The sequence below is a fragment of the Rhizobacter sp. P5_A1 genome, assembly GCF_056400745.1.
Window position 1 is genome coordinate 179,844 of the sequence record NZ_JBFUKR010000001.1, and the last position, 24,154, is coordinate 203,997.

At 69.2% G+C, this 24,154-nt stretch carries 21 protein-coding genes; 8 read left to right on the forward strand and 13 right to left on the reverse strand.

What is annotated here, in order from left to right; translation table 11 throughout:
* Positions 1–19: 19 nt before the first annotated feature.
* Positions 20–1,021, reverse strand: a complete 1,002-nt coding sequence (locus AC1DTW_RS00875; protein ID WP_477978147.1) for an ABC transporter ATP-binding protein — start codon at positions 1,019–1,021, stop codon at positions 20–22.
* A 140-nt stretch (positions 1,022–1,161) separates the two neighbouring features.
* On the opposite strand from AC1DTW_RS00875, the gene AC1DTW_RS00880 reads away from it, so the two are divergent.
* Positions 1,162–1,902 carry an aspartate/glutamate racemase family protein gene (locus AC1DTW_RS00880; RefSeq protein WP_477978149.1) on the forward strand — a complete coding sequence of 247 codons (741 nt, stop codon included), beginning with the start codon at positions 1,162–1,164 and terminating at the stop codon, positions 1,900–1,902.
* Positions 1,903–1,924: 22 nt separating this feature from the next.
* On the opposite strand, the gene AC1DTW_RS00885 is transcribed toward AC1DTW_RS00880, so the two are convergent.
* Genes AC1DTW_RS00885 through gabT form a run of 5 tightly spaced genes read right to left on the reverse strand, consistent with a single transcriptional unit; the run spans position 1,925 to position 7,570 of the window.
* A complete protein-coding gene (locus tag AC1DTW_RS00885; protein ID WP_477978151.1) occupies positions 1,925–2,755 on the reverse strand; it encodes an ABC transporter permease in 831 nt (276 codons plus the stop codon).
* A gap of 10 nt (positions 2,756–2,765) precedes the next feature.
* Entirely contained in the window at positions 2,766–4,019 is a 1,254-nt protein-coding gene (locus AC1DTW_RS00890; protein ID WP_477978153.1) for an ABC transporter permease, read from the reverse strand.
* On the reverse strand, positions 4,019–5,044 hold the full coding sequence (locus AC1DTW_RS00895) for an ABC transporter substrate-binding protein (protein ID WP_477978155.1): 1,026 nt from the start codon (positions 5,042–5,044) through the stop codon (positions 4,019–4,021). Before AC1DTW_RS00895 ends, AC1DTW_RS00890 begins: the two co-directional genes overlap by 1 nt.
* 58 nt (positions 5,045–5,102) lie before the next feature.
* Positions 5,103–6,245, reverse strand: coding sequence for an ABC transporter ATP-binding protein (locus AC1DTW_RS00900; RefSeq protein WP_477978157.1), 1,143 nt, complete (start codon positions 6,243–6,245; stop codon positions 5,103–5,105).
* A 20-nt stretch (positions 6,246–6,265) separates the two neighbouring features.
* Positions 6,266–7,570: a 4-aminobutyrate--2-oxoglutarate transaminase gene (gene gabT, locus AC1DTW_RS00905; protein WP_477978159.1), complete on the reverse strand. Its 1,305-nt coding sequence runs from the start codon at positions 7,568–7,570 to the stop codon at positions 6,266–6,268.
* A 144-nt stretch (positions 7,571–7,714) separates the two neighbouring features.
* On the opposite strand from gabT, the gene AC1DTW_RS00910 reads away from it, so the two are divergent.
* Positions 7,715–9,127, forward strand: coding sequence for an aminotransferase-like domain-containing protein (locus tag AC1DTW_RS00910; protein ID WP_477978161.1), 1,413 nt, complete (start codon positions 7,715–7,717; stop codon positions 9,125–9,127).
* Between the two features lie 32 nt (positions 9,128–9,159).
* Here the strand turns inward: AC1DTW_RS00910 and AC1DTW_RS00915 are convergent, their stop codons facing one another.
* The 7 genes from AC1DTW_RS00915 to AC1DTW_RS00945 are packed head-to-tail and all read right to left on the reverse strand — an operon-like array spanning position 9,160 to position 17,017.
* Positions 9,160–10,104: a M48 family metallopeptidase gene (locus AC1DTW_RS00915; RefSeq protein ID WP_477978163.1), complete on the reverse strand. Its 945-nt coding sequence runs from the start codon at positions 10,102–10,104 to the stop codon at positions 9,160–9,162.
* An 11-nt stretch (positions 10,105–10,115) separates the two neighbouring features.
* On the reverse strand, positions 10,116–10,895 hold the full coding sequence (locus AC1DTW_RS00920; protein ID WP_477978165.1) for a lysophospholipid acyltransferase family protein: 780 nt from the start codon (positions 10,893–10,895) through the stop codon (positions 10,116–10,118).
* On the reverse strand, positions 10,895–11,512 hold the full coding sequence (gene gmhB / locus AC1DTW_RS00925) for a D-glycero-beta-D-manno-heptose 1,7-bisphosphate 7-phosphatase (protein WP_477978167.1): 618 nt from the start codon (positions 11,510–11,512) through the stop codon (positions 10,895–10,897). The genes AC1DTW_RS00920 and gmhB overlap by 1 nt, the downstream gene beginning before the upstream one ends.
* Position 11,513: 1 nt before the next feature.
* A complete protein-coding gene (gene glyS, locus AC1DTW_RS00930) occupies positions 11,514–13,640 on the reverse strand; it encodes a glycine--tRNA ligase subunit beta (RefSeq protein ID WP_477978169.1) in 2,127 nt (708 codons plus the stop codon).
* Positions 13,640–14,557: a glycine--tRNA ligase subunit alpha gene (gene glyQ, locus AC1DTW_RS00935; protein WP_477978171.1), complete on the reverse strand. Its 918-nt coding sequence runs from the start codon at positions 14,555–14,557 to the stop codon at positions 13,640–13,642. The genes glyS and glyQ overlap by 1 nt, the downstream gene beginning before the upstream one ends.
* A gap of 28 nt (positions 14,558–14,585) precedes the next feature.
* On the reverse strand, positions 14,586–16,082 hold the full coding sequence (gene lnt, locus AC1DTW_RS00940; RefSeq protein WP_477978173.1) for an apolipoprotein N-acyltransferase: 1,497 nt from the start codon (positions 16,080–16,082) through the stop codon (positions 14,586–14,588).
* A gap of 44 nt (positions 16,083–16,126) precedes the next feature.
* Positions 16,127–17,017, reverse strand: coding sequence for a CorC family transporter (locus AC1DTW_RS00945; RefSeq protein WP_477978175.1), 891 nt, complete (start codon positions 17,015–17,017; stop codon positions 16,127–16,129).
* A gap of 191 nt (positions 17,018–17,208) precedes the next feature.
* Between AC1DTW_RS00945 and AC1DTW_RS00950 the strand changes: the two genes are divergently transcribed.
* The 6 genes from AC1DTW_RS00950 to AC1DTW_RS00975 all read left to right on the forward strand — a co-directional run bounded on the left by AC1DTW_RS00950 (position 17,209) and on the right by AC1DTW_RS00975 (position 24,132).
* Positions 17,209–18,240 carry a CobW family GTP-binding protein gene (locus tag AC1DTW_RS00950; RefSeq protein ID WP_477978177.1) on the forward strand — a complete coding sequence of 344 codons (1,032 nt, stop codon included), beginning with the start codon at positions 17,209–17,211 and terminating at the stop codon, positions 18,238–18,240.
* A 130-nt stretch (positions 18,241–18,370) separates the two neighbouring features.
* Positions 18,371–19,330, forward strand: a complete 960-nt coding sequence (gene dksA / locus AC1DTW_RS00955) for an RNA polymerase-binding protein DksA (RefSeq protein WP_477978179.1) — start codon at positions 18,371–18,373, stop codon at positions 19,328–19,330.
* Positions 19,331–19,403: 73 nt separating this feature from the next.
* Complete coding sequence (locus AC1DTW_RS00960) at positions 19,404–21,113, forward strand: hypothetical protein (protein ID WP_477978181.1); 1,710 nt, start codon at positions 19,404–19,406, stop codon at positions 21,111–21,113.
* 141 nt (positions 21,114–21,254) lie between these two features.
* Complete coding sequence (gene hslV, locus AC1DTW_RS00965) at positions 21,255–21,791, forward strand: ATP-dependent protease subunit HslV (RefSeq protein WP_477978183.1); 537 nt, start codon at positions 21,255–21,257, stop codon at positions 21,789–21,791.
* Positions 21,788–23,158 carry an ATP-dependent protease ATPase subunit HslU gene (gene hslU, locus AC1DTW_RS00970; RefSeq protein ID WP_477978185.1) on the forward strand — a complete coding sequence of 457 codons (1,371 nt, stop codon included), beginning with the start codon at positions 21,788–21,790 and terminating at the stop codon, positions 23,156–23,158. The genes hslV and hslU overlap by 4 nt, the downstream gene beginning before the upstream one ends.
* Positions 23,159–23,250: 92 nt before the next feature.
* Positions 23,251–24,132, forward strand: coding sequence for a MurR/RpiR family transcriptional regulator (locus AC1DTW_RS00975; protein WP_477978187.1), 882 nt, complete (start codon positions 23,251–23,253; stop codon positions 24,130–24,132).
* Positions 24,133–24,154 lie beyond the last annotated feature (22 nt).

Here is a 24,154-nt window from a genome sequence, read left to right on the forward strand (position 1 = left end):
AGTGCGAGGAGGGCCGCGATCAGGCCAGCGCGTGCGCTTCGTTGTCGGCCCACGAGACGAACACGGTCTCGCCGGCGGCCAGCGGGTGGGCGTCGAACTCGTCGTCGGGCAGGGTCACGGTCCATTGGCCGTCGGTCGCGTCGTGCGGCGCCAGGCTGACCTGCACGTAGCTGCCCTGGTACTCGACCGCGCGCACCGCCGCCTGGCGCGCGTCGTTGCCGGTGGTCGCGAGGCTGCGCTGCAGCCGCAGCCGGTCGGAGCGCACCGCGACCTTGCCGGTCGGCGTCTCGATCACGTTGTGCGCCCCCATGAAGCGCGCGACGAACTCCGAACGCGGCGCATTGAACACCTCGCGCGGCGACCCGGTCTGCTCGATGCGGCCCTGGTTCATCACGACGACCTGGTCGGCCAGCGCCATCGCCTCTTCCTGCGAGTGCGTGACGTGCACGAACGTGAAGCCGAGCTCCTGCTGCCAACGCTTCAGCTCGGCACGCATCTGCACGCGCAGGAACGGGTCGAGCGCCGAGAGCGGCTCGTCGAGCAGCAGCACGCGTGGTTCGGTCATCAGCGCACGCGCGAGCGCGACGCGCTGCTGCTGGCCGCCGGAGAGCTCGCTCGGCAGGCGGCTCAGGTACGGCGTCATCGCGACCAGCTGCAGCAGTTCCTTCGCGCGCGCATGGCGCTCGGCCACCGACTTGCCGCGCATCTTCCAGCTGAACGCGACGTTGTCGAGCACGCTGAGGTGCGGGAACAGCGCGTAGCTCTGGAACATCATCGCGGTGCCGCGCTCGGCCGGGCTGCGGTCGGTGACGTACTTGCCGCCGAGCAGGATCTGCCCCTCGGACGCCAGCTCGTGACCCGCGATCATGCGCAGGGTCGAGGTCTTGCCGCAGCCGGAAGGGCCGAGCAGGCAGCAGTAACTGCCCGACGGAATCGTCAGGTCGATGCCATCGACCGCGCGGGTGTCGCCGTAGCGCTTCACCAGCGACGTCAGCACGAGGGTGGAGTCGACAGTTGCCATTCGGCAGGGCGTACGCAAAGCATGTGCCACGGTTCGGCCGCACCGGGTCGCGCCGGCGCGACGCCAACGCAGTGCGCGCGCCCTGCGTTGGGGCGCAGCCGGCCCGCGCCCCGGGCGCGTGACTTGCTGGCGAGACTGCCATGAAGATTCGCGTCATCAACCCCAACACCAGCGCCGCGATGACGGCCGGCATCGGCGCCGCCGCGCGCGCCGTCGCGGCACCGGGCACGCTGATCGAGGCGGTGAACCCGAGCTTCGGCGCGGCCTCGATCGAAGACCACCACGACGATGTCTGGGCCGCCGCCGGCGTGACCGAACAGGTGCGCGCCGGCGAGGCGGCCGGCAGCACCGACGCCTACGTCATCGCCTGCTTCGGCGACCCCGGCCTGCACGCCGCGCGCGAGCTCGCGCGCGGGCCGGTGATCGGCATCGCCGAGGCCGCGTTCCATGCGGCGACCCTGCTCGCGACCGGTTTCTCGATCGTCACGACGCTGACGCGCACCTGCGTGATCGCCGAGCACCTGCTGCTGCAGTACGGCTTCGAGCGCCGCTGCCGCGGCATCCACGGCACCGACATCGCGGTGCTCGAACTCGACGACCCGGCGAGCCGCGCGTTCGAGCGCATCCTGGCCTGCGCCGAGCAGGCCCTGGCGAGCGACCGCAGCGGCGCGATCGTGCTCGGCTGCGCCGGGATGGCCGACCTGTGCCACGCACTGCAGCAGCGGCTCGGCGTGCCGGTGATCGACGGCGTCGGCGCCGCGGTGAAGCTCGCCGAGGGGCTCGTCACGCTCGGCCTCTCGACCAGCAAGCGCGGCGACTACGCGGCGCCGATCGCGAAGGACTACACGGGGCTGGCGGCGCCGTTCGCGCCGGGCCGCTGACGCGGTCGAAACACGCCGCGGTTCAGCGCCGCCGACCGCGCAGCCATTCGAGCGCCAGCAGCAGGCTCGTCGTGAACAGGATCAGCAAGGTCGCGACCGCGGCGATCGTCGGCGAGATGTTCTCGCGGATGCCGTTGAACATCTGGCGCGGCAGGGTCATCTGCTCCGGCCCGGCGAGAAACAACGCGACCACGACTTCGTCGAACGAAGTCGCGAACGCGAACAGCGCGCCCGAGATCACGCCCGGCGCGATCACCGGCAGCGTGATGCGGAAGAAGGTTTCCAGCGGGCTCGCGCCCAGCCCCTGGCTCGCACGCACCAGGTTGTGGTTGAAGCCCTGCAAGGTGGCGAGCACGGTGGTCAGCACGAACGGCGCACCGAGCGCGGCGTGCACCAGGATCAGCGCGGTGTAGGTGTCGCCCAGCCCGATGTTCGCGAAGAACAGGTAGGTGCCGACGCCGACGACGACGATCGGCACGACCATCGGCGCGATCAGCAGGCTCATCAGCAGCCCCTTGAAGCGGAACTGCGTGCGCGCGAGACCCACCGCGGCGCTCGTGCCGAGCACCGTCGCGATCAAGGTCGCGAGCGGCGCGACGATGAAGCTGTTCTTCGCGGCGCGCGCCCACTCGGCCGACGAGAACAGGTTGTGGTACCACTTCAGCGACCAGGCCGGGATCGGGTAGACGAGGAAGGAACTGTCGCTGAACGACAGCGGGATGATCACCAGGATCGGCAGCAGCAGGAAGCCGAGCACGCCGATGCACGCGGCGCGCAGCGCGTACCAGCCGAGCTTGTCGAGCGGCGTGGCGTAGGCAGGAAAGATCGGCAGCAGTCGCGTCAGCGCGGTCATCGTCTCGTCCTCAGCCCAGGCTCAACTCGGAGTTCGTCACGCGCCGGTAGATCGCATACAGCACCAGCGTCGCGCCGAGCAGCAACGCGCCGAGCGCGCAGGCCATGCCCCAGTTGACGTTGACGTTGGTGTACTGCGCGATGTAGTAGCTCAGCATCTGGTCGTCCGGGCCGCCGAGCAGCGCCGGCGTCACGTAGTAGCCGATGCTCAGGATGAACACCAGCAGCGCGCCGGCGCCGATGCCCGCGTAGGTCTGCGGCACATAGACGCGGAAGAACGCGGCCAGCGGCGGGCTGCCGAGCGACACCGCCGCGCGCAGGTAGGTCGGCGGCACGCTCTGCATCACGCTGTACAGCGGCAGGATCATGAACGGCAGCAGGATGTGCACCATCGCGATCACGACGCCGGTGCGGTTGAACAGCAGCGCGAGCGGCTGGTTGATCAGGTGCAGGTTCTGCAGCGCGTGGTTCACCAGGCCCTCGGACTGCAGCAGCACGATCCACGCCGCGACGCGCACCAGGATCGAGGTCCAGAACGGCACCAGCACCAGGATCATCAACACGTTGGCCTGGCGCACCGACAGCGTCGTCAGCCAGTACGCGAGCGGGTATGCGAGCAGCAGGCACCACAGCGTCACGATCAGGCTGATCTGGAACGTGCGCACGAGGATGCGGCCGAACGCGCGCTGCTCGGGGTCGACGCGTTCGACCGCGCCTTTCGCGTCGCGCCGCAGATCGACCGAGGTCAGCAGGTAGTCGGGCGTCCAGCGCGACGCGTTCTTCGCGATCGCCTGCCAGTACGGCGCTTCGCCCCAGCGCGCATCGAGCGCGAGCAGCGCGACCTGCACGTCTGCGGCCGGAGTGGCCGGCGTGGTCTGCGGCAGCGGCAGCGCCTTGTAGGTCGTCATCACCAGCGAGCGCGCGCCGGGCATCTCGCTGTTCAGGCGGCGCGCGAGCGCGCCCGCATCGGCGCTGTCGGGCAGGCTCGCGAGATCCCGGGTCAACGCCGCGAAGGCCTCGGCCGGCGGCGTGCCCTCGCGGTTCCAGCCCTGCAGCGCCACGGCGGTGCGCGGCAGCGCGTTCGCGACTTCGGGGTTCTCGACCGCGCGCTTCAGCAGCACGACGATCGGCACCAGAAAGGTCAGCGCCAGAAACAGCAGCAGCGGCAGCGTCAGCGAGAACGCGCGCCACTGGCGCTGCTTCTGCGCACGCGCCAGCGACTGGCGCAACGCGCGCGGATCGCCGATGGCCGCCGCTGCACCCATCACTGCGCTGCCCAGGCGGCGAAGCGCTTCTCGAGCTGCTCGCCCTGGTCGGCCCAGAACTTCAGGTCGAACTGCAGCGCGTCGGCCGAATTGGCCGGCGAGGTCGGCAGGTTGCCGAGCACCTTGGCGTCGAGCTTGGCCAGCGCCTTGGTGTTGGTCGGGCCGTAGGCGATGTTCTTCGCGTACTCGGCCTGCGCGTCGGGCGTGCTGGCGAAGGCGATGAACTTCAGCGCCGCATCCTTGTTCGGCGTGCCCTTCGGGACGACCCAGTAGTCGAGGTCGTAGATGCCGCCGGTCCAGGTGATCTTCAGGTTCTTGCCTTCGCGGTTCGCGGCATCGATGCGGCCGTTGTAGACCGTGCTGATCGTCACGTCACCGGCGACGAGGAACTGCGGCGGCTGCGCGCCGGCTTCCCACCACTGGATGCTCGGCTTCAGCTCGGTCAGCTTCTTGAACGCACGGTCGGCGCCGTCTTTCGTCGCGAGCACCTTGTAGACGTCGCCCGGCTTCACGCCGTCGGCCATCAGCGCGAACTCGACGTTGTAGCGCGCGCCCTTGCGCATGCCGCGCTTGCCGGCGAACTTCTTGGTGTCGAAGAAGTCGGCCCAGGTCTTCGGGCCGTCCTTCAGCTTGTCGCCGTTGTAGGCCATCACGGTGGACCAAACGAACACGCCGATGCCGCATTCGGTCACCGCCGCGGGCAGGAAGTCGCTCTTGTTGCCGATCTTCGAGTAGTCGAGCTTCTCGAACAGGCCCTCGTCGCAGCCGCGCGCGACGTCGGGCGACTCGACCTCGACCACGTCCCAGGTGACCTTCTTGGTCTCGACCATCGCCTTGATCTTGGCCTGCTCGCCGTTGTATTCGACCGCGACGACCTTCGTGCCGGTCTTCTCGAACGGCTCGTAGTAGGCCTTCTTCTGCGCGTTCGCATTGGCGCCGCCGAAGTTGACGACGGTGATCTGCTGCGCCAGGACCGGCAGCGACATTCCCGCAACGATGGCGGCGACCAAGAGACTCTTTTTCATGGTGAGACGTGCTCCAGTGGAGTGACAAGGGAAACGGATGACATCGGAAACGCCGCGCTCAGGCATAGATGCGCGTCAAGTCCGGCGGGAATTCCAGCCAGACGCTGTCGCCGACCGCCGGCACGGCCGGCGCCGACAGCGGCAGCTTGACGGTCGAATCGCTCTGCCCTTCGCCGACCTTGCAGAGCAGCCGCAGGTGGTCGCCGAAATAGATCACGCTGGCCACGCGCGCCTGCAGCACGTTGCTGCGGTCGCTGAGGCTCTGCGCGTGCAGCACGATGCGCTCGGGGCGGATGCCGGCCTGCACCGTCGCACCCACCGCCGCGCCGTTGACGTTGACGCCGGTCAGCACGCGGCCGTCGGTCAGCACGATGCCGCAGCGCTCGTCATCGGCGGCGCGCACCGTGCCGCCGAGCATCGTGCTGTCGCCGATGAAGCCGGCGACGAAGCGGTTCGCCGGCGCCTCGTACATGCGGTCGACGACGTCGATCTGCTGGATCGCGCCGTCGTTGAACACCGCGACGCGGTCCGACATCGTCAGCGCCTCGCTCTGGTCGTGCGTCACATAGACGAAGGTCACGCCGAGCTGGCGGTGCAGCTCCTTCAGCTCGATCTGCATGTGCTCGCGCAGCTGCTTGTCGAGCGCGCCGAGGGGCTCGTCCATCAGCACCAGCTGCGGCTCGAACACGAGCGCGCGCGCGAGCGCGACGCGCTGCTGCTGGCCGCCCGAGAGCTGGGCCGGATAGCGCTCCGTCATGCCGCGCAGCTGCACCATCTCGAGCGCCTTCGCGACGCGCGCGGCCTGCGCGGCCTTGTCGACCTTGCGCACCGTGAGCGGGTACGCAACGTTCTGGCCAACCGTCAGGTGCGGGAACAGCGCGTAGTTCTGGAACACCATGCCGAAGTCGCGCTTGTGCGGCGGCGTGCGCGTGATCGGCCGGCCGTCGAGCACGATCTCGCCGGCGGTCGGCGACTCGAAGCCGGCCAGCATCATCAGCGTCGTCGTCTTGCCCGAGCCGGATGGCCCGAGCAAGGTCAGGAATTCGCCGCGGCGGATGTCGAGGTCGAGCTGGCGCACGACGAGCTGCACGCCGTCGTACGTCTTCTGCACGCCGACGAAGCGCACCAGCGGTTCGGCACCATCGGGCACGTGGCGCGGGCGCGCGCCGGGCGCGGCGGGGGCGAGGTCGGATGTGGACATGGCGTGCGGCCCGGCTCGGTTCAGGCGGCCGCCGCGGTGCACGCGGCCAGGCTCTCGGCAAGGATCGCCATGCCTTCGTCAAGCAGCGCATCGGCGGCCGTCAGCGGCACCAGGATGCGGATCACGTTGCCCGAGGTGCCGCACGACAGCAGGATCAGCCCGCGCCGCGCCGCCTCGGTGACGACGCGCTTGGTGAGATCGGCATCGGGCTGCGCCACGTCGCCGTTCTTGCAGAGCTCGATCGCGACCATCGCGCCGAGCCCGCGCACATCGACGATCGCGGGCGTTCCGCCGGCCAGCGCCTGCAGGCCGACGAGCAGCCGCGTGCCGACGGCCTTCGCGCGCTCGAGCAAGCGATCGCTCTCGAACACGCGCAGCACCGCGAGCGCGGCGGCACAACCGAGCGGGCTGCCGGCGTAGGTGCCACCGAGGCCCCCGGGGCCGGGCGCATCCATCACCTCGGCACGACCGACGACGCCCGAGATCGGGAAGCCGCCGGCCATCGATTTCGCGGTCGCGATCAGGTCGGGCGCGACCGGCCATTGCTCGCTCGCAAACCAGGTGCCGGTGCGGCCGGCGCCTGTCTGGACCTCGTCGGCGATCAGCAGGATGCCGTGCTGGTCGGCGAGCGCCTTCAGGCCGCCGATGAACTCGGGCGGCGCGACGTAGAAGCCGCCCTCGCCCTGCACCGGCTCGACGATGAACGCGGCGACGCGGCTCGGCTCGATGTCGTTCTTGAAGATCAGCTCGACCGAGTGCAGCGCGTCGTCCACGCTGATGCCGTGCAGCGGGTTCGGGAACAGCGCGTGGAACACCTCGCCGGGGAACGGCCCGAAGCCGGTCTTGTACGGCGCGACCTTGCCGGTCAGCCCGAGCGTCATCAGCGTGCGGCCGTGGTAGCCGCCGGTGAACGCGATCACGCCACCGCGGCCGGTGGCGGCGCGCGCGATCTTCACCGCGTTCTCGACCGCCTCGGCGCCGGTGCTCAGGAACAGGCTCTTCTTCGCGAACGCGCCGGGCGCCAGCGCGTTCAGGCGCTCGGCCAGTTCGACATAGCCCTCGTACGCCAAGACCTGGAAGCAGGTGTGGCTGAAGCGGTCGAGCTGCTCCTTGATCGCGTCGACGATCTCGGGCCGGGTGTGGCCGGTGTTCAGCACCGCGATGCCGCCGGCGAAGTCGATGTAGCGCCGGCCTTCGACGTCCCACAGCTCGGCATTGCTGGCGCGCTGCACGAAGATCTCGTGGGCCTGGCCGACACCGCGGGCCACGGCGGCGCGGCGGCGGGTCATCAGGGCGGCGTTGTTCAGGTGGGCATCGCGTTGCATCGGCGGCATTCCTTGGTCGGAGTGGCGGGACTGTAGGCACGCGGCATGCGGTGCGCCATGTACAAAACGCCACGGCGGCCGGTGTACTGTACTGGTCTGCCGCCCTGTACATGGAAGCACTGATCCGGTGCAACACAATCGAGCATGCTGACGCTGCACCCCGACACCTCCGTCCCGCTGGTCAGCCAGATCGTCGACGGGCTGCGCCGCCTGATCTCCGATCAGACGCTGCGCCCCGGCGCCAAGCTGCCGTCGATCCGCGCGTTCGCCGCGGCCCACTCGGTCAGCGTGTTCACGGTCGTCGAGGCGTATGACCGGCTGGTCGCGCAGGGCTGGCTGGTGTCGCGCACGAACGCCGGCTTCTTCGTCGTCAAGCGCCGTACCGACGAGGCCGCCGCGCCGGGCGAAGCGCCGCGCGACGACCCGCGCTTCGACGCGCGCTGGTACCTGCAGCACATCTTCGAGACCCGCCGCCTCGCGCTCAAGCCCGGCTGCGGCTGGCTCCCCAACGACTGGCTGTTCGAGGAGGGCGTGCGCCGCAGCCTGCGCCACCTGGCCGGCGACGGCGCCGAACTCGGCGGCTACGGCCTGCCGCACGGCCACATGGCCTTGCGGGTGCTGATCACCGAGTCGCTGGCCGAGCAGCAGATCGCCGCGGGGCCCGAGCACGTGCTGCTGACGCAGGGCTCGAGCCAGGCGCTCGACCTGGCGGCGCGGCGGCTGCTCAAGGCGGGCGACGCGGTGCTGGTCGACGACCCCGGCTACCCGAACCTGATGTTCATGCTGCGCTTTCTCGGCGCACGCGTGATCGGCGTGCCGCGCACCCCGAACGGCTACGACCTGGCCGCGCTCGAGGCGCTGCTGATCGAGCACCGCCCCAAGGCCTTCTTCACGCAGCCGCGGCTGCAGAGCCCGACCGGCTCCGTGACACCGGTGGCGCAGCTGTTCCGCGTGCTGCAGCTGGCCGGCCAGCACGACCTCACGCTGGTCGAGAACGACCTCTACGTCGACCTCGACACCGAACGCCGCCCGTCGCTCGCCAGCCTCGACCAACTGCAGCGCGTCGTCTACATCGGCAGCTACTCGAAGACGATCTCGCCGAACATCCGCGTCGGCTACCTGGTCGCCCGACCCGACCTGCTCGACGACCTCGCCCAGTTGAAGATGCTGTCGGGCCTGACTTCGTCGGACCTGACCGAGCGGCTCGCGTTCGGCGCGATCTCCGAGGGCCGCTGGCGCAAGCACCTGAAGTCGTTGCGCGAGCGGCTCGGATCGGCCCACCAGCAGGTGGCGCAACAACTGACCGAGCTCGGCTTCGAGCTCTTCAGCGAGCCGAAGGCCGGCATGTACCTGTGGGCGCGCCACCCCGACCTGACCGACAGTGCGACGCTCAGCCAACAGGCCGCGACCGAAGGCCTGATGCTCGGCCCCGGACACCTGTTCCTGGTCGAGCCGCGCAGCACCGGCTGGCTGCGTTTCAACGTCGCGTTCAGCACCGATCCGCGCGTGACGGCGTTCCTCGCGCGCCAGATCGACGAGCAGGCCGGCAAGAGCTGAGCCGCGCCGCGGGCCGCCTCGGCACGCGCCGCTCAGTCGAGCAGCGGCACCAGCCCGTCCTTCAGGCTGCCGCGCGCGTGCTCGTAGTCGGGCAGCACCGAGCGCACGACATCCCAGAAGCGCGGGCTGTGGTTCATCTCGCGCAGGTGCGCGAGCTCGTGCGCGACGACGTAGTCGATGCTCGACATCGCGAAGTGGATCAAGCGCCAGTTCAGGCGAATCGAGCCGTCGGCGCTGGCGCTGCCCCAGCGCGTCTGCGCCGACGACAGGCTGAGCCGGGTCACGCGCACGTTCAGCTGCGCCGCGAAGTGCGCACAACGTTCCTCGAACACGCGCCGCGCCTGGCGCTGCAGCCAGCTCTGCACCGTGTCGCGGATCTGCTCCGGCGCCGCGGTGTGCGGCAGGCCGACGTGCAAGGTGAGCCGAGGCACGCCGGGCAGCGCAGCGGCATCGGTGTTGAGCACCGCGCCGCGCCCGGTCAGGCCGGCGCGCGGATCGAGCACGACGATCACGGTCTCGCCGAGAAAGGGCAGGCTCGCGCCGTCGCGCCACTCGACCTTCGCCGATTGCAAGCGCTGTGCGCGTTCCTGCTGTTCCTGCAGCTTCTTCAGGATCCAGCGCGCCTTCTCCTGCAGCGCCGCTTCGATGTCGTGCACGCCGACCCACTTCGGCGCGTTCACGCTCAGGCCCTCGGTGCCAACGATGAAGCCGATGCTGCGCCGGCGCGCGCGCTTCAGCGCATACGCGACGACGTGCTCGTTGAGCCGGATCTCGCGATCGGCCTGCGGGTGGCGGAAGACGGCAGGGGCAAGCACGCTGGCGATCGAGACCGGTTCGGGAATGGGCGCCGCAGGGGCGACGGAGATGGCAGGCGCCGCGACTTTCTCTTCGACGAAGGCCAGCGGCGTGACCTCCGGCGCCGGATCCTCGAACAGCGACAGCTGTTGTGCGTCGAGGGCTTCGGAGCGGCGGCGCATCGGCGGGGCAGTCAGCTCGGGGTGGTGGCGACGGGCGCGGCCAACGGCGGCTGGCCGACATAGGCCTGCGGATCGAGCCGGCGCATCTCGGTTTCGATCCAGTGCTCGACCTCGCGCATCAGCTCGTCGGGCTGGCGGCCGGTCGACGCGATCGGCTTGCCGACCGACACGTCGATCACGCCGGGCCGCAGCACGAAGCTCTTGCGCGGCCAGCAACGTGCCGAGGTCACGGCGATCGGCAGCACCGGCCGCTCGGTCTGAATTGCCAGCCGCGTGCCGCCGGCCTTGTAGACACCTTTGGCGCCGCGCGCCGCACGCGTGCCTTCGGGGAACATGATGACCCAGTGGCCCTTCGCCATGAACCTGCGGCCCTGCGCGGCGACCAGGTTCCAGGCCTCGGCGCGCTTGCTGCGGTCGATGTGGATCATGTCCATGCGCGCCATCGCCCAGCCGAAGAACGGGATGTAGAGCAGCTCGCGCTTGAACACGTAGCACAGCGGGTGCGGCATCAGGCCCGGGAACGCGAAGGTCTCCCAGGTCGACTGGTGCTTGGGCAGCAGCACGACCGGCGAATCCGGCAGGTTCTCGAAGCCGTGCAGCCGCGCGTGCACACCGCAGATCACCTTGGCGCCCCAGATCGCGGTGCGCAGCCAGCCGACGCACATCCAGTAGACGACGTTGCCCTTCGCGAAGATCGAGACGACCAGCACCGACAGCGCCCACGGGATCACCGTGATCGCCATGAACAGCACGAACAGCGCGGAGCGCAGCGCGTTGACGAACAAGCCCATCAGTCGAGCCTCCCGAAGCCCGAATCGGACTCGCCGGTGTCCGTGCGGCTCTTGCGCTCCTCGCGGATCAGGTGTTCGGCGAACGCGGTCAGGTCGGCATGCACGTGCGTGCCCGGCACCTGCGCGCACAGTGCCTCGATCTGCGCGCTGCTCATCTGCCCGCCCTTGCCGGTGCACACGAGGTGCGGCCGGCAACCGACCGCGACGCCGGCCTGCAGGTCGCGCAGCGTGTCGCCGACCACCGGCACGTCGCGCAGCTCGACGCCGAAGCGCTCGCCGATCTGCTCGAACAGGCCCGGCAGCGGCTTGCGGCAATTGCACGCGTCCTCGGGCGTGTGCGGGCAGAAGAACACCGCATCGATGCGGCCACCGTGCTTCGCGAGCAGCTGGTTCATCTTGACGTGCATCGCGTTCAGCGTGGCCATGTCGAAGGTGCCGCGGCCCAGGCCCGACTGGTTCGTCGCGACCACCGTGCGCCAGCCGGCATGGTTGAGCCGCGCGATCGCCTCGAGCGCACCGGGAATCGGCACCCACTCGTCCGGCGTCTTGACGAAATCGTCGCGGTCTTCGTTGATCGTGCCGTCGCGGTCGAGGATCACGAGCTTGATGGGGTTCATGTCAGCCTGCCAGCTTCGCCAGATCGGCGACGCGGTTCATCGCGGCGTGCAGCGTCGCGAGCAGGCCGAGGCGGTTGGCGCGCAGCGCGGCGTCGTCGGCGTTGACCATCACGCTGTCGAAGAAGGCATCGACCGGCGCTTTCAACACTGCCAGCGCCTGCAGCGAGGCGGCGTAGTCGCCGCGCTCGAACGCGGCGTCGGCGAGCGGTCGCGCGATGCGCAGCGCGTCGAACAGCGCGGTCTCGGCGGGTTCGCCCAGCAACGCGGGGTCGACGTGCGCGAGCACCGCGGCCTCGGCCTTCTTCAGGATGTTGCCGACGCGCTTGTTCGCCGCGGCCAGCGAGGCGGCTTCGGGCAGCGCCGCAAAGGCACGCACCGCGGCGAGGCGGGCCGACACGTCGGCGAGGCGGGGCGGGCGCAGCGACAGCACCGCGTCGACCTCCTGCGCGCTGTAGCCCTGCTCGCGCAGGCTGCCGGCGAGGCGCTCGTAGACGAAGTCGAGCAGCTGCGCGGGCGCGAGCTTCTCGGTCAGCAGCGGGCCCATCGCCTGCGCGGCGAGGCCGACGAGCTCGTCGAGCCGCAGCGGCAGGTCGGGTTCGACCAGCATGCGGATCACGCCGAGCGCGTGGCGGCGCAGCGCGAACGGATCGCGATCGCCGGTGGGCAACTGGCCGATGCCGAACAGGCCGACCAGGGTCTCGAGCTTGTCGGCGAGCGCGACCGCGAGGCCCGCATCGTTGCGCGGCAGATCGTCGCCGGCGAAGCGCGGCCTGTAGTGGTCCTCGATCGCGAGCGCGACTGCCGCGCTCTCGCCGTCGTGGCGTGCGTAGTAGCCGCCCATCGTGCCCTGCAGCTCCGGGAACTCGCCGACCATGTCGGTGACGAGATCGGCCTTCGCGAGCAGCGCGGCGCGGTCGGCGCCGGCCGCCAGTTCAGCGTCGCCGCGCCACTCGCCGAGCGCCGCGCCGATCTCCCGGGCGATCGCGCGCACGCGCTGCGTGCGATCGCCCTGCGTGCCGAGCTTGCCGTGGTAGACGACCTTGTCGAGCCCGGCGACGCGCGACTCGAGCGTGCGCCTGCGGTCCTGGTCGAAGAAGAACTTCGCGTCGGCCAGGCGCGGCCGCACGACACGCTCGTTGCCTTCGATCACGCGGGTCGGGTCGGACGGGCGGATGTTGCTGACGACGAGAAACCGGTTCGTCAGCTGCCCCGCTGCGTCGAGCAGCGGGAAGTACTTCTGGTTCGCCTTCATCGTCAGGATCAGGCACTCGGCCGGCACCGCGAGGAACTCGGCCTCGAAGCGGCAGACCAGCACGTTCGGGCGCTCGACCAGCGCGGTGACCTCGTCGAGCAGCGCGGCGTCGTCGATCGGCGTCAGGCCCTGCGTGGCCGCGGCGGCCTGCAGCTGCGCCGCGATCTCGGCGCGGCGTGCCTCGAAGCTCGCGATCACCGCGCCTTGCGTCGCGAGCGGATCGGCGTAGTGGTCGGCGTCTCTGAGCTCGATCGGGTCGACCGTGGCCTCGAAGCGATGGCCATGCGTCGCGCGCCCCGCGGTCAGCCCGAGTGCGCTGACCGGAACCACGTCGTCACCGAACAAGGCCACCAGCCCATGTGCAGGCCGCACGAAGTTGACGCTGGTCCAGCCGTCGGCGAGCTGGTACTGCATCAGCTTCGGGATCGGCAGCTTCGCGAGCGTCTCGTCGAGTGCCTTCTGCAGGCCCTCGGTCAGGGTCGCGCCGGTGAGGACGCTGTCGAAGAACAGCGCTTCGGCCTTGCCGTCCATCTGGCGCTTCAGCCGCGGCACCGCCGAAGCATCGGCGCCGACGCCGGCAAGCCGCTTCAGCAACGCCGGCGTGGCTTCACCCGCGGCGTTCAGGCCGACGCTGACCGGCATCAGCTTCTGCGAGACGGCCTTGTCGGCAGCCTGCGCGTGCACCGCGGTGACATGTGCAGCAAGGCGGCGCGGCGACGCGAACGGCGTGACGACCGACGCCTCGCTCGCGAGGCCTTGCGCGTTCAGGCTCGCAGCCAGCACCTGGGCAAACGCGTCGCCGAGCTTCTTCAGCGCTTTCGGCGGCAGCTCTTCGACGAACAGTTCGACGAGCAGGTTCTTCGTGGTGGTCGACATCACGCGGCCTTCTTCGCGAGCTGGGCGGCCACTTCGTGGCCCCAAGCCTTCGGCGCCATCGGAAACCCGAGGCGCGCGCGGCTCTCGAGGTAGCTCTGCGCGACCGCGCGCGCGAGGTTGCGGATGCGGCCGATGTAGGCCGCGCGCTCGGTCACGCTGATCGCGCCGCGCGCGTCGAGCAGGTTGAAGCTGTGGCCGGCCTTCAGCAGCTGTTCGTAGGCCGGCAGCGCGAGCTGCTGTTGCATCAGGTACTTCGACTGCTTCTCGTGCGCGCCGAACGCGCTCAGCAGGAACTCGACGTCGCTGTGCTCGAAGTTGTAGGTGCTCTGCTCGATCTCGTTCTGCTTGTAGACATCGCCGTAGCTCAGGCCGTCGGTCCAGGTCAGGTTGTAGACGTTGTCGACGCCCTGCAGGTACATCGCGAGGCGCTCGAGGCCGTAGGTGATCTCGCCGGTCGCCGGCTTGCAGTCGATGCCGCCGACCTGCTGGAAGTAGGTGAACTGCGTGACCTCCATGCCGTTCAGCCAGACCTCCCAGCCCAGGCCCCAGCAGCCGAGCGTCGGGTTCTCCCAATCGTCCTCGACGAAGCGGATGTCGTTCGCCTTCAGGTCGAAGCCGAGCGCTTCGAGCGAGCCGAGGTAGAGCTCGAGGATGTTCGCCGGCGCGGGCTTCAGCACGACCTGGTACTGGTAGTAGTGCTGCAGCCGATTCGGGTTCTCGCCGTAGCGGCCGTCCTTCGGGCGACGGCTCGGCTGCACGTAGGCGGCCTTCCAGAGCTCGGGGCCGAGCGCGCGCAGAAAGGTCGCGGTGTGGCTGGTGCCGGCTCCGACTTCCATGTCGTAGGGCTGCAGCAGCGCACAACCCTGTGCGCCCCAGTAGTCCTGCAACTTGAGAATGATCTGCTGGAAGGTGAGCATCGGCGGAGGTCTGCGTAAACCTTCGATTCTAGGGGCGCGCCGCGCGACGACCGCGTGCGCGCAGCACGCCCGCGCCGACGATCCCCAGCGCCAGCAGCGCCAGCGGCCACAGGCCGAAGTGCGCCGCCCACCAGGCGAACGGCGTGAGGCCGGTGCGGCCCTGCACCCGCGCATCCAGCACACCTTGTGTCAGGCGCGGCAGGCTCGCGGTGACGCGGCCGGTGTGGTCGATCACCGCGGTCGCGCCGGTGTTCGTCGCGCGCAGCATCGGGCGCTGGAACTCGAGCGTGCGCATGCGCGAGATCTCGAGGTGCTGCGCGATCGCGATCGTGTCGCCGAACCAGCCGATGTTGCTGAGGTTCGCGAACATCGTCGGCGCGTTGGCCTCGTCGGCGAAGCGCGCCGCGAGCTCTTCGCCGAACAGATCTTCGTAGCAGATGTTCGCGCCGATGCGCTCGCCGCGAAACGCGAACGATGCGGCGCCGGCCGGGCCGCGATTGAAGTCGCCGAGCGGGATGTTCATCAGCTCGGTGAACCAGCGAAAGCCGTACGGGATGAATTCGCCGAACGGCACCAGGTGGTGCTTGTCGTAGCGGTAGATGCCGTCCGGCAGCGCGGCGGTCGCCGCCGAGATGCCGGCCGCCGAGTTGGTGTAGCCGACGCGCTCGTCGCCGAGCGGCAGCCCGAGCAGCACCGCCTGCGGGCCGCGCCGGAAGTGCTCGGCGATCTCGTTCCAGTACGCCGGGTCGAGCTGGCTCGGCAGCAGCGGGATCACGGTCTCGGGCGCGACGACGAGCTGGCCGCGCGCGCCGAGCAATTGCGCACGCGTCCATTCGAGCGCTTGCGGCATCTGCGCGATCGCGAACTTTTCGTCCTGCGCCACGTTGCCCTGCAGCAGCGTGACGCTGAGCATGCCGTTCGGCTGCGAGAACCGCCCCGGGCCGAGCAGCGCGGCCGCGCCGAGCACACCGGCAAACGCGACCAGCGGCAGCGCGCGGGCGCGCCAACCGCGCGCCAGCACCGGCCACGCGGCGAGCACTGCAGCGACGAAGCCGATGCCGTAGACGCCGAGCCACGGCGCGAGCGCGGCGAGCGGGCCGTCGACATGCGCGTAGCCGCTCGCGACCCACGGGAAGCCGGTGAAGATCACGCCGCGCGCGAGTTCGGCGAGCAGCCAGAGCGCGCCGAACAGCAGCGCATCGGGCAGCGCCGCGCCGCTGCGCAAGCGCGCGAACGCCGCCAGTGCAGCCGCGAGGTAGAGCGCCAGGAACGCGCTGAGCAGCGCGATCGCCAGCACCGCGAGCCACGCCGGCAGCCCGCCGTACAGGTGCATGCTGATGAACAGCCACCAGGTGCCGGCCGCGAACCAGGCGGTGCCGAACGCGAGGCCGAGCGCCGCCGCGCGGCGCGGTGACGCGGCTGTCGCGCGCCCGGCGAGCGCCGCGACGACCAGCATCTGCAGCGGCCAGGCCGCGGTGTGGACGAACGGCAGGCTGTGGGCGACGCCGAGCAGCGCGGTGAGCACGAGCTCCGCAGCGAGCGGGAACCGCGAAGGACGCGCCGGGCGCGTCAAGCGCCGTCCGCCGCCGGCTCGGGGGCGCGCGTGACCTTGAACCAGCGCACCGCGCCGCCGCGTGTCAGCATCACCGTGAACACGAGATCGCCGATCATCACGGCCTCGCCGCGCCGTGGGACGCGGCCGAGCTCGTGGGCGACCAGCCCGCCGATGCTGTCGAACTCATCGTTCGGCAGCAAGGTGCCGAATGCCTCGTTGACGTTGACGATGTCGACATCGCCGGCGACGCGCTGGCTGCCGTCGGCCAGCGTGTAGATGCCGGATTCGGCGTCCTTGTCGTCGAACTCGTCTTCGATCTCGCCGACGATCTCTTCGAGCACGTCCTCGATCGTGATCAGCCCGGCGGTGTTGCCGAACTCGTCGATCACGATCGCAAGGTGGTTGCGGTTCGAGCGAAAGTCGCGCAGCAGCTCGTTCAGCCCCTTCGATTCGGGCACGAAGACCGCCGGGCGCAGCAGCGTGCGCAGGTTCAGGTCGGGCGAGCGCTGCAGCTTCAGCAGGTCTTTCGCCATCAGGATGCCGATGACGTTCTCGCGCGCGCCCTCGTAGACCGGGAAGCGCGAGTGGCCGGTGTCGATCACCAGGTGCAGCAGTTCGTCGTAGTCGGAGGCGATGTCGAGCTGGTCCATGCGGCCCGCCGGCACCATCACGTCACCGGCGCTCATGTCGGCCATCCGGATCACGCCCTCGAGCATCATCCGCGATTCGGGCGCGATCAGCGACTTGTGCTCGGCGTCGGCCAGCGACTCGATCAGCTGGTCACGCGATTCGGGGCCCGGCGCGATGAACTCGATCACCTTCTGGAACAGCGTGCGCCGCGTCGGCGGGGGCGCGGCGTGCTTGTCGCCCCAACGAGAGGGGCGACCGGATAGCGGCTCGGACATCGCGCGGGGGGCGGAAAGTTCAGGACGGGCAAGCTTAACTGAACAGGCGCGGTGCCTTGGGCGGCCCCACGCGAGCGCTCGCTTGACACATCTGCTACCTTGAAAGAGAGTCGAAGACCCTCAGCTTTGCGAGCGCTCCGGCGCAAGCACCCTTCCCCAGGCCTTTCCCTCCGCTTCCAAGGCAGATTCTCATGGCATTGATCCCCGCAACCATCCTGACCGGCTTTCTCGGCTCGGGCAAGACCACCCTGCTCAAGCGCGTGCTGACCGAGGCTCACGGCCAGAAGATCGCCGTGATCGAGAACGAGTTCGGCGACGAGAACATCGACAACGAGATCCTGGTGCAGGACAGCAAGGAACAGATCATCCAGCTCAACAACGGCTGCGTCTGCTGCTCGATCCGCGAAGACCTGCGCACGACGCTTTCCGACCTGGCCGAGAAGAAGCGCAAGGGTGAGCTCGATTTCGATCGCGTCGTGATCGAGACCACCGGGCTGGCCGACCCGGGCCCGGTGGCCCAGACCTTCTTCATGGACGACGAGATCGCCGAGAGCTACCTGCTCGATTCGATCCTGACGCTGGTCGACGCCAAGCACGGCGACCAGCAGCTCGACGACCGCCAGGAGGCGCGCCGCCAGGTCGGCTTCGCGGATCAGATCTTCATCAGCAAGACCGACCTGGTCGACGGCGCGACGGTCGACGCGCTGACCCACCGCATCAAGCACATGAACCCGCGCGCGCCGCAGACCCAGGTCAACTTCGGCGAGGTGCCGCTCGCCGACGTGTTCGACCTGCGTGGCTTCAACCTGAACGCGAAGCTCGACATCGACCCGGAGTTCCTGAAGGCCGCCGACGACCACGACCACGACCATCACGACCACGAGCACGGTGAGCACTGCGATCACCCGCACCACCATGTGCACGACGACGACGTCAAGTCCTTCGTGTTCCGTGCCGACAAGGCCTTCAACCCGGCCAAGCTCGAGGACTTCCTGGGCGCGATCGTGCAGGTCTACGGCCCGAAGATGCTGCGCTACAAGGGCGTGCTGAACATGAAGGGCAGCGATCGCAAGGTGATCTTCCAGGGCGTGCACCAGCTGATGGGCAGCGACCTGGGGCCGAAGTGGGCGCCGGGCGAGAAGAAGACCAGCAAGATGGTCTTCATCGGCCTGGATCTGCCGCGCGATATCTTCCTGCAGGGGCTCGAAGGCTGCCTCGTTTGACGTCTGTCGCAAGGGCGGCGCGAGCCGTGAAGTTTTCGCCGCTTGCGCCGGTGCAACGTGGCTACAATCCGCGGCGGCCGAAGACCTGCCCCTGTGCACAGGGTATAACCGCCGACGCGAGGAGAACGCTGTGAGCAAGACACCGGCCCCGAAAGCGCCCCCCAAGAAGACCGCCAGCGGCAAGGCGACCCCTGCTGCGTCGGCCTCGGCGAAGGCGGCCAAGTCGGCGAAGGCGGGCAAGCCGGCCGCGAAGGTGGCGTCCGCGAAGGCGGCGCCCGCCAAGAAGCCAGCGACCGTGAAGGCGGCGCCGGCGCACACCAAACAACCGGCGGCGGCGCCCCGCGCCACCGCCAAACTCGCGACCGCCCCCGCCAAGGCCAAGGCTCCGGCGGCGGCTCCAAAGCCACCCGTGATGAAACCCGCACCTGCTCCCGTTGTCGTTCCCGCCGCCCCGGTGGCCGCTGCCACCCCGGCGGCGCCGAAGAAATCCCGCGGCGCATCCAAATACCCCGCGCCGGCGGTGCAGGCCCCGCTGCCACCGCCCACGTCCCGCTTTGCCGACCGGTTCGCACCGCCCCGGCCCCCGACCCGTCAGATGAACAATCTCGAACTCGACACCCCGCGCCACGCGCAAAAGTCCGACCCGAAGCTCGCGAACGCCTGGAAGACCAAGACCGGGCGCGATCTGACCGAAGCCGAAATCCTCGCGATGCCTGAGTCGGAATACATGAACGACAAGCAGCTCGAATTCTTCCGCGTCAAACTGCAGACGCTGAAGGACGACCTGCTCAGCAACGCCGGCGAAACCACCGAGCACCTGCGCGAAGACACGTCGATCGTGCCCGACCCCGCCGACCGCGCGACGATCGAGGAAGAGCATGCCCTCGAATTGCGCACCCGTGACCGGGAACGCAAGTTGCTCAAGAAGATCTCGCAATCGTTGCAGCGCATCGATTCGGGCGACTACGGCTTTTGTGACGAAACCGGCGAACCGATCGGCCTCGGCCGCCTGATCGCGCGACCCACCGCTACACTGTCCCTCGAAGCCCAGCAGCGGCGCGAACTCAAGCAGAAGATGTTCGGCGACTGAACCGGCCCGGCCTGCCACGCGACGGCAGGCCCTGCGCACTGACTTTCATCCAGGAGCCCGCGAGCCCCGCGACATGTCGGAACCGAAAGACACGACAAGCTTCTTCCGCAAGGTCGTCAAGTTCGTCGCCAACCCGACCACGGAGTGGGCCGAACTCGGCGTGCCTGCCGAAGAGGCGCGCGAGACCGAGTTCGCCAAGGGCGAGTTGAAGGCGATGATCGAGCGCAAGCGGCGCAACGATTTCGTTCGCAAGCGCGAGTTCGACATGCTGCGCAAGGTGCGCCGCGAAGGCTTGACCAGCGAACAGCTCGCCGCGCTCGGCGGCTCGTCGCGCATCGACGACTCCGAAGCCAAGTTGCCCGACAGCGGTGCCAAGGCCGACAGCGGCGTGAAGGCCAAGATCGACGAGATCGAACAGCAGATGGTCGGCGGCGACGCACCCTACGGCAGCGCGCGCCGCACGCCCGAGTTCTACAACGCACCGACCGTGCCGGCCGCGATGAGCATGACCGCAGCGCGCGCCGCAACGCCGGCGCCGGTCAACTTCGAAGGCGCGCAGGTCGAAGACTTCATCACCGAGCGCGCAGTGCCGATGGCAAGCTCGCCGGTCGTGATGGGCGCGGGCGTCTCGCCGCTGAGCGCGGTCAAGTTCGACCCGACCGCCGCCGACCTCGCGCAGCCGTTCGCGCAGGAGATGACCGAGATCGCGCACGACCCGGAGCTCGACGAGGCGGTGATCGCGTTCGCGAACGCCGATTTCGAGCAGTGCGAGCAGGCCCTGTCGGCGCTCACCGGCCCCGGCGGCGAGCGCGCCCAGCACGCCGAGACCTGGCTGGTGCTGTTCGACCTGTACCGCGCGATCGGCCAGCAGCACAAGTTCGAGAGCCTCGCGCTCGATTACGCGCAGCAGTTCGGCTGGTCGGCGCCGCAGTGGTTTTCGCTGCCCAAGCTGGTCGCCGAGGCCGCGAGCGAAGACCGGCCGCGCAGCTCGCGCATCGACGGCCAGATCGGCTGGACCAGCCCCGAGCACATCGACCCCGACGCCGTCGCGCGGCTCGCATCGGTCTCGCTGCAGATGCCGTTGCCGTGGGTGTTCGACTGGAGCGCGCTGCGCGGCATCGATGCCGAGGCCTGCGCGCGCCTTTCCGATCTGTTCCGCAACTGGATCGGGCAGGATCTCGACATGCGCTGGCTCGGCGGCGAGCGCCTGTTCGCGGTGCTGCAGGAATCCGCCCCCACCGGCGTGCGCGATGCCGACCCCGCCTACTGGCAACTGCGCCTCGATGCGCTGCGCATGGCGAACCGTCCCGATCAATTCGACGAAGCGGCGATCGACTACTGCGTGACCTACGAAGTCTCGCCGCCCTCGTGGGAACCGGCGCGCTGCGAGGTGCGCGTGAGCGGCACCGGTTCGACGACCTCGTCGCCGCCGCTATCGCTGGTCAGCGATGTCTCGACCAGCTTTCTCGAATCGCGGCTGACCGAAGACACCGGAATGGTGCAGGTCGGCACGGTCGAACTGTCGGGCCAGCTCGTCGGCGACATCGGCGCCACGCTGAAGAAGATGGACACCGAGCTCGGCCCGGCAAGCATCGTCAACGTCTCGTGCGCCCGGCTGATCCGGGTCGACTTCATCGCCGCCGGCGACCTGCTGAACTGGGTGCTGGCGCGCCGCGGCGAGAATCGCAGCGTGCGTTTCATCGAGGCGCACCGGATGGTCGCGCTGTTCTTCGGTGCGATGGGCATCAACGAGCATGCCAAGGTAAAGGTCCGGACCGTCTAGATGGAACCCCCGGCTGCGGGTACGCAGCCACCCCCCGAGGGGGTCGCCCCTGGCTTGGGGCGGCCCGGCGCTCAGGGGCGCCGCTCCGACAACGGCTGCGATGGCGCTTGACCTCGCCGCAATCAACCCTATCTTCAACCGATGGAAAACTATCACGGCACGACCATCCTGAGCGTGCGTCGAGGCAATGTGGTCGCGCTCGGGGGTGACGGCCAGGTCACGCTCGGCACGATCGTCGTCAAGTCGTCGGCGCGCAAGGTGCGCAAGCTGTACCGCGATCAGGTGCTCGCCGGGTTCGCCGGTGCGACCGCGGATGCGTTCACGCTGTTCGAGCGCTTCGAGGCCAAGCTCGAGAAGCACCAGGGTCATCTGGTGCGCGCGGCGATCGAGCTGACGAAGGACTGGCGCACCGACCGCGTGCTGCGCCGCCTTGAAGCGATGCTCGCGGTCGCCGACCGCGAGGCTTCGCTGATCATCACCGGCAACGGCGACGTGCTCGAGCCCGAGTACGGGATCGTGTCGATCGGCTCGGGCGGCGCCTACGCCCATGCGAGCGCGCGTGCACTGCTCGCCAACACCGAGCTCGCGCCGGCCGAGATCGTCAAGAAATCGCTCGAGATCGCGGCCGATCTGTGCATCTACACGAATCAGAACCACATCATCGAGACATTGGAATGAAGTCGAGCATGACGCCTCAAGAGATCGTGTCGGAGCTCGACCGGCACATCGTCGGCCAGTCCGGCGCGAAGCGCGCGGTCGCGATCGCGCTGCGCAACCGCTGGCGCCGCCAGCAGGTCGCCGAGCCGATGCGCGCGGAAATCACGCCGAAGAACATCCTGATGATCGGGCCGACCGGTGTCGGCAAGACCGAGATCGCGCGGCGCCTGGCGAAGCTCGCCGACGCGCCGTTCATCAAGGTCGAGGCAACCAAGTTCACCGAGGTCGGCTATGTCGGCAAGGATGTCGATTCGATCGTCCGCGACCTGGTCGACATGAGCGTCAAGCAGGAGCGCGAGAGCGCGATGCGCCGGCACCGCAGCCGCGCGGAAGACGCGGCCGAAGATCGCGTGCTCGACATCCTCGTGCCGCCGGCGCGCAGTTCGAGCAACGACTTCGGCCTGGCGCCGCCGGCCACCAAACCCGAGGCCGACAACACCGCGCGCCAGGTGATGCGCAAGCGCCTGCGCGAAGGCTTGCTCGCCGACAAGGAGATCGAGATCGAGGTCGCCGACCCGAAGGCCTCGCTCGAGATCATGGGCCCGCCCGGCATGGAAGAGATGACCGAGCAGTTGAAGGGCCTGTTCGCGAGCGCCGGCGGCACGAAGAAGAAGGTGCGCAAGCTGCGCATCGCCGAAGCGCACAAGCTGCTGATCGACGAAGAGGCCGCCAAGCTCGTCAACGACGACGAGGTGAAGACCGCGGCGCTCGCGAACGCCGAGCAGAACGGCATCGTCTTCATCGACGAGATCGACAAGGTCGCGAGCCGCTCGGCGTACGGCGCCGAGGGCGGCGGCGGCGGCGCCGATGTCTCGCGCCAGGGCGTGCAGCGCGACCTGCTGCCGCTCGTCGAGGGCACGACCGTGAACACGAAGTACGGCATGGTCAAGACCGACCACATGCTGTTCATCGCGTCGGGCGCGTTCCATGTCAGCAAGCCGAGCGACCTGATCCCAGAACTGCAGGGGCGTTTTCCGATCCGCGTCGAGCTGGGTTCGCTCAGCGTCGATGACTTCGAGGCGATCCTGACGCAGACGCACGCGAGCCTGGTCAAGCAGTACACGCTGCTGCTCGCGACCGAGGGCGTGACGCTGGAGTTGCAGCCCGAGGCGATCCGCCGCATTGCGCAGATCGCGTTCGACGTCAACGAGCGCACCGAGAACATCGGTGCACGGCGCCTGTCGACCGTGATGGAACGGCTGCTCGACGAGATCAGCTTCGACGCGCCGAACCGCGACGGCCAGACCGTGCGCGTCGACGCCGCCGAGGTCAACGCCAAGCTCGCCGAGCTGGCGAAGAACGAAGACCTGTCGCGCTACATCCTCTGAGAGCGTGAGGGGCCGGCGCGGCCCGCGCTGCGCCGTTCCGCGCGTGCAACAATTGATTCATCGAATGGATCGGTGTTGCATCGGGAGGTGCCGTGAGCGCGAGAGAAGGAATCCTGGCGCGGTTCGCGTCGCTGAGCCCGAAGCTGCAGGCGGCGGCGCGTTTCGTCGTCGACCACCCCAATGAGGTCGTCATCGGGTCGATGCGCTCGCTTGCCGAGCGGGCCGGCGCGCAGCCGGCAACCCTGGTCCGGCTGGCCCAGCAGCTGGGCTACGCGGGCTGGCCGGAGCTGAAGTCGGCCTTCGCCGAAGAACTCGGGCTGCACACCGAGGGCTACGGTGAACGCGCGAAGGGTCTCGCTGCGCGCCGGCGCGATGCCGGTCTGCTGAGCGAGATGTTCTCTGCGCAGCAGCGCAACCTGGTCGCGACCGAGGCGTTGTGCGCGCCGGCGCTGAAAGATGCCGCGCGGCTGTTGCGCAAGGCGCGCAGCGTTCACATCGCCGGGTTCCGCGCCAGCTTTCCGGTCGCCTATGCCCTGATGTACGGCTACCGGCTGTTTCGCGACAGCGTGTCGCTGATCGACGGCCAGAGCGGCGCGCTCGAGATGCAGCTGCGCCCGCTCGATCGCCGCGACAGCGTCGTCGTGATCAGCTTCGCCCCGTATTCGCGCGAGGCGGTGATGGTCGTCGAAGGTGCTCGCGCGGCCGGCGCCCGCATCGTCGCGCTGACCGACAGCCTGGCGTCGCCGCTGGCCTTGGCCGCGGACGTGCCCGTGCTGTTCTCGACGGCCAGCCCGTCGTTCTTTCCTTCCGTCGCGGCCGCGGTGGCGGTCGTCGAGGCCTTGCTCGAGATCCTGGTGGCGGAGTCCGGCGAAGGCATCGCGCAGCGGATCGACAGCGCCGAGCAGCGCCTGTTCGAATCGGGCGCCTACCTCCAGGCGCCGACCCGGCGGCACGCTGGCCCAGCCCCCAAGTAATTCCCTCCTTGCCAGAATGGCA

Coding starts and splice junctions, on each gene's coding strand:
- glyQ (WP_477978171.1), bottom strand. CDS start 14,557: ATGCTCACCTTCCAGCAGATCATTCTCAAGTTGCAGGACTACTGGGGC.
- AC1DTW_RS00900 (WP_477978157.1), bottom strand. CDS start 6,245: ATGTCCACATCCGACCTCGCCCCCGCCGCGCCCGGCGCGCGCCCGCGC.
- gmhB (WP_477978167.1), bottom strand. CDS start 11,512: ATGAACCCCATCAAGCTCGTGATCCTCGACCGCGACGGCACGATCAAC.
- hslU (WP_477978185.1), top strand. CDS start 21,788: ATGAAGTCGAGCATGACGCCTCAAGAGATCGTGTCGGAGCTCGACCGG.
- AC1DTW_RS00960 (WP_477978181.1), top strand. CDS start 19,404: ATGTCGGAACCGAAAGACACGACAAGCTTCTTCCGCAAGGTCGTCAAG.
- hslV (WP_477978183.1), top strand. CDS start 21,255: ATGGAAAACTATCACGGCACGACCATCCTGAGCGTGCGTCGAGGCAAT.
- AC1DTW_RS00920 (WP_477978165.1), bottom strand. CDS start 10,895: ATGGGCTTGTTCGTCAACGCGCTGCGCTCCGCGCTGTTCGTGCTGTTC.
- AC1DTW_RS00945 (WP_477978175.1), bottom strand. CDS start 17,017: ATGTCCGAGCCGCTATCCGGTCGCCCCTCTCGTTGGGGCGACAAGCAC.
- AC1DTW_RS00915 (WP_477978163.1), bottom strand. CDS start 10,104: ATGCGCCGCCGCTCCGAAGCCCTCGACGCACAACAGCTGTCGCTGTTC.
- gabT (WP_477978159.1), bottom strand. CDS start 7,570: ATGCAACGCGATGCCCACCTGAACAACGCCGCCCTGATGACCCGCCGC.
- AC1DTW_RS00885 (WP_477978151.1), bottom strand. CDS start 2,755: ATGACCGCGCTGACGCGACTGCTGCCGATCTTTCCTGCCTACGCCACG.
- AC1DTW_RS00880 (WP_477978149.1), top strand. CDS start 1,162: ATGAAGATTCGCGTCATCAACCCCAACACCAGCGCCGCGATGACGGCC.
- glyS (WP_477978169.1), bottom strand. CDS start 13,640: ATGTCGACCACCACGAAGAACCTGCTCGTCGAACTGTTCGTCGAAGAG.
- AC1DTW_RS00875 (WP_477978147.1), bottom strand. CDS start 1,021: ATGGCAACTGTCGACTCCACCCTCGTGCTGACGTCGCTGGTGAAGCGC.
- AC1DTW_RS00890 (WP_477978153.1), bottom strand. CDS start 4,019: ATGGGTGCAGCGGCGGCCATCGGCGATCCGCGCGCGTTGCGCCAGTCG.
- AC1DTW_RS00950 (WP_477978177.1), top strand. CDS start 17,209: ATGGCATTGATCCCCGCAACCATCCTGACCGGCTTTCTCGGCTCGGGC.
- AC1DTW_RS00895 (WP_477978155.1), bottom strand. CDS start 5,044: ATGAAAAAGAGTCTCTTGGTCGCCGCCATCGTTGCGGGAATGTCGCTG.
- AC1DTW_RS00910 (WP_477978161.1), top strand. CDS start 7,715: ATGCTGACGCTGCACCCCGACACCTCCGTCCCGCTGGTCAGCCAGATC.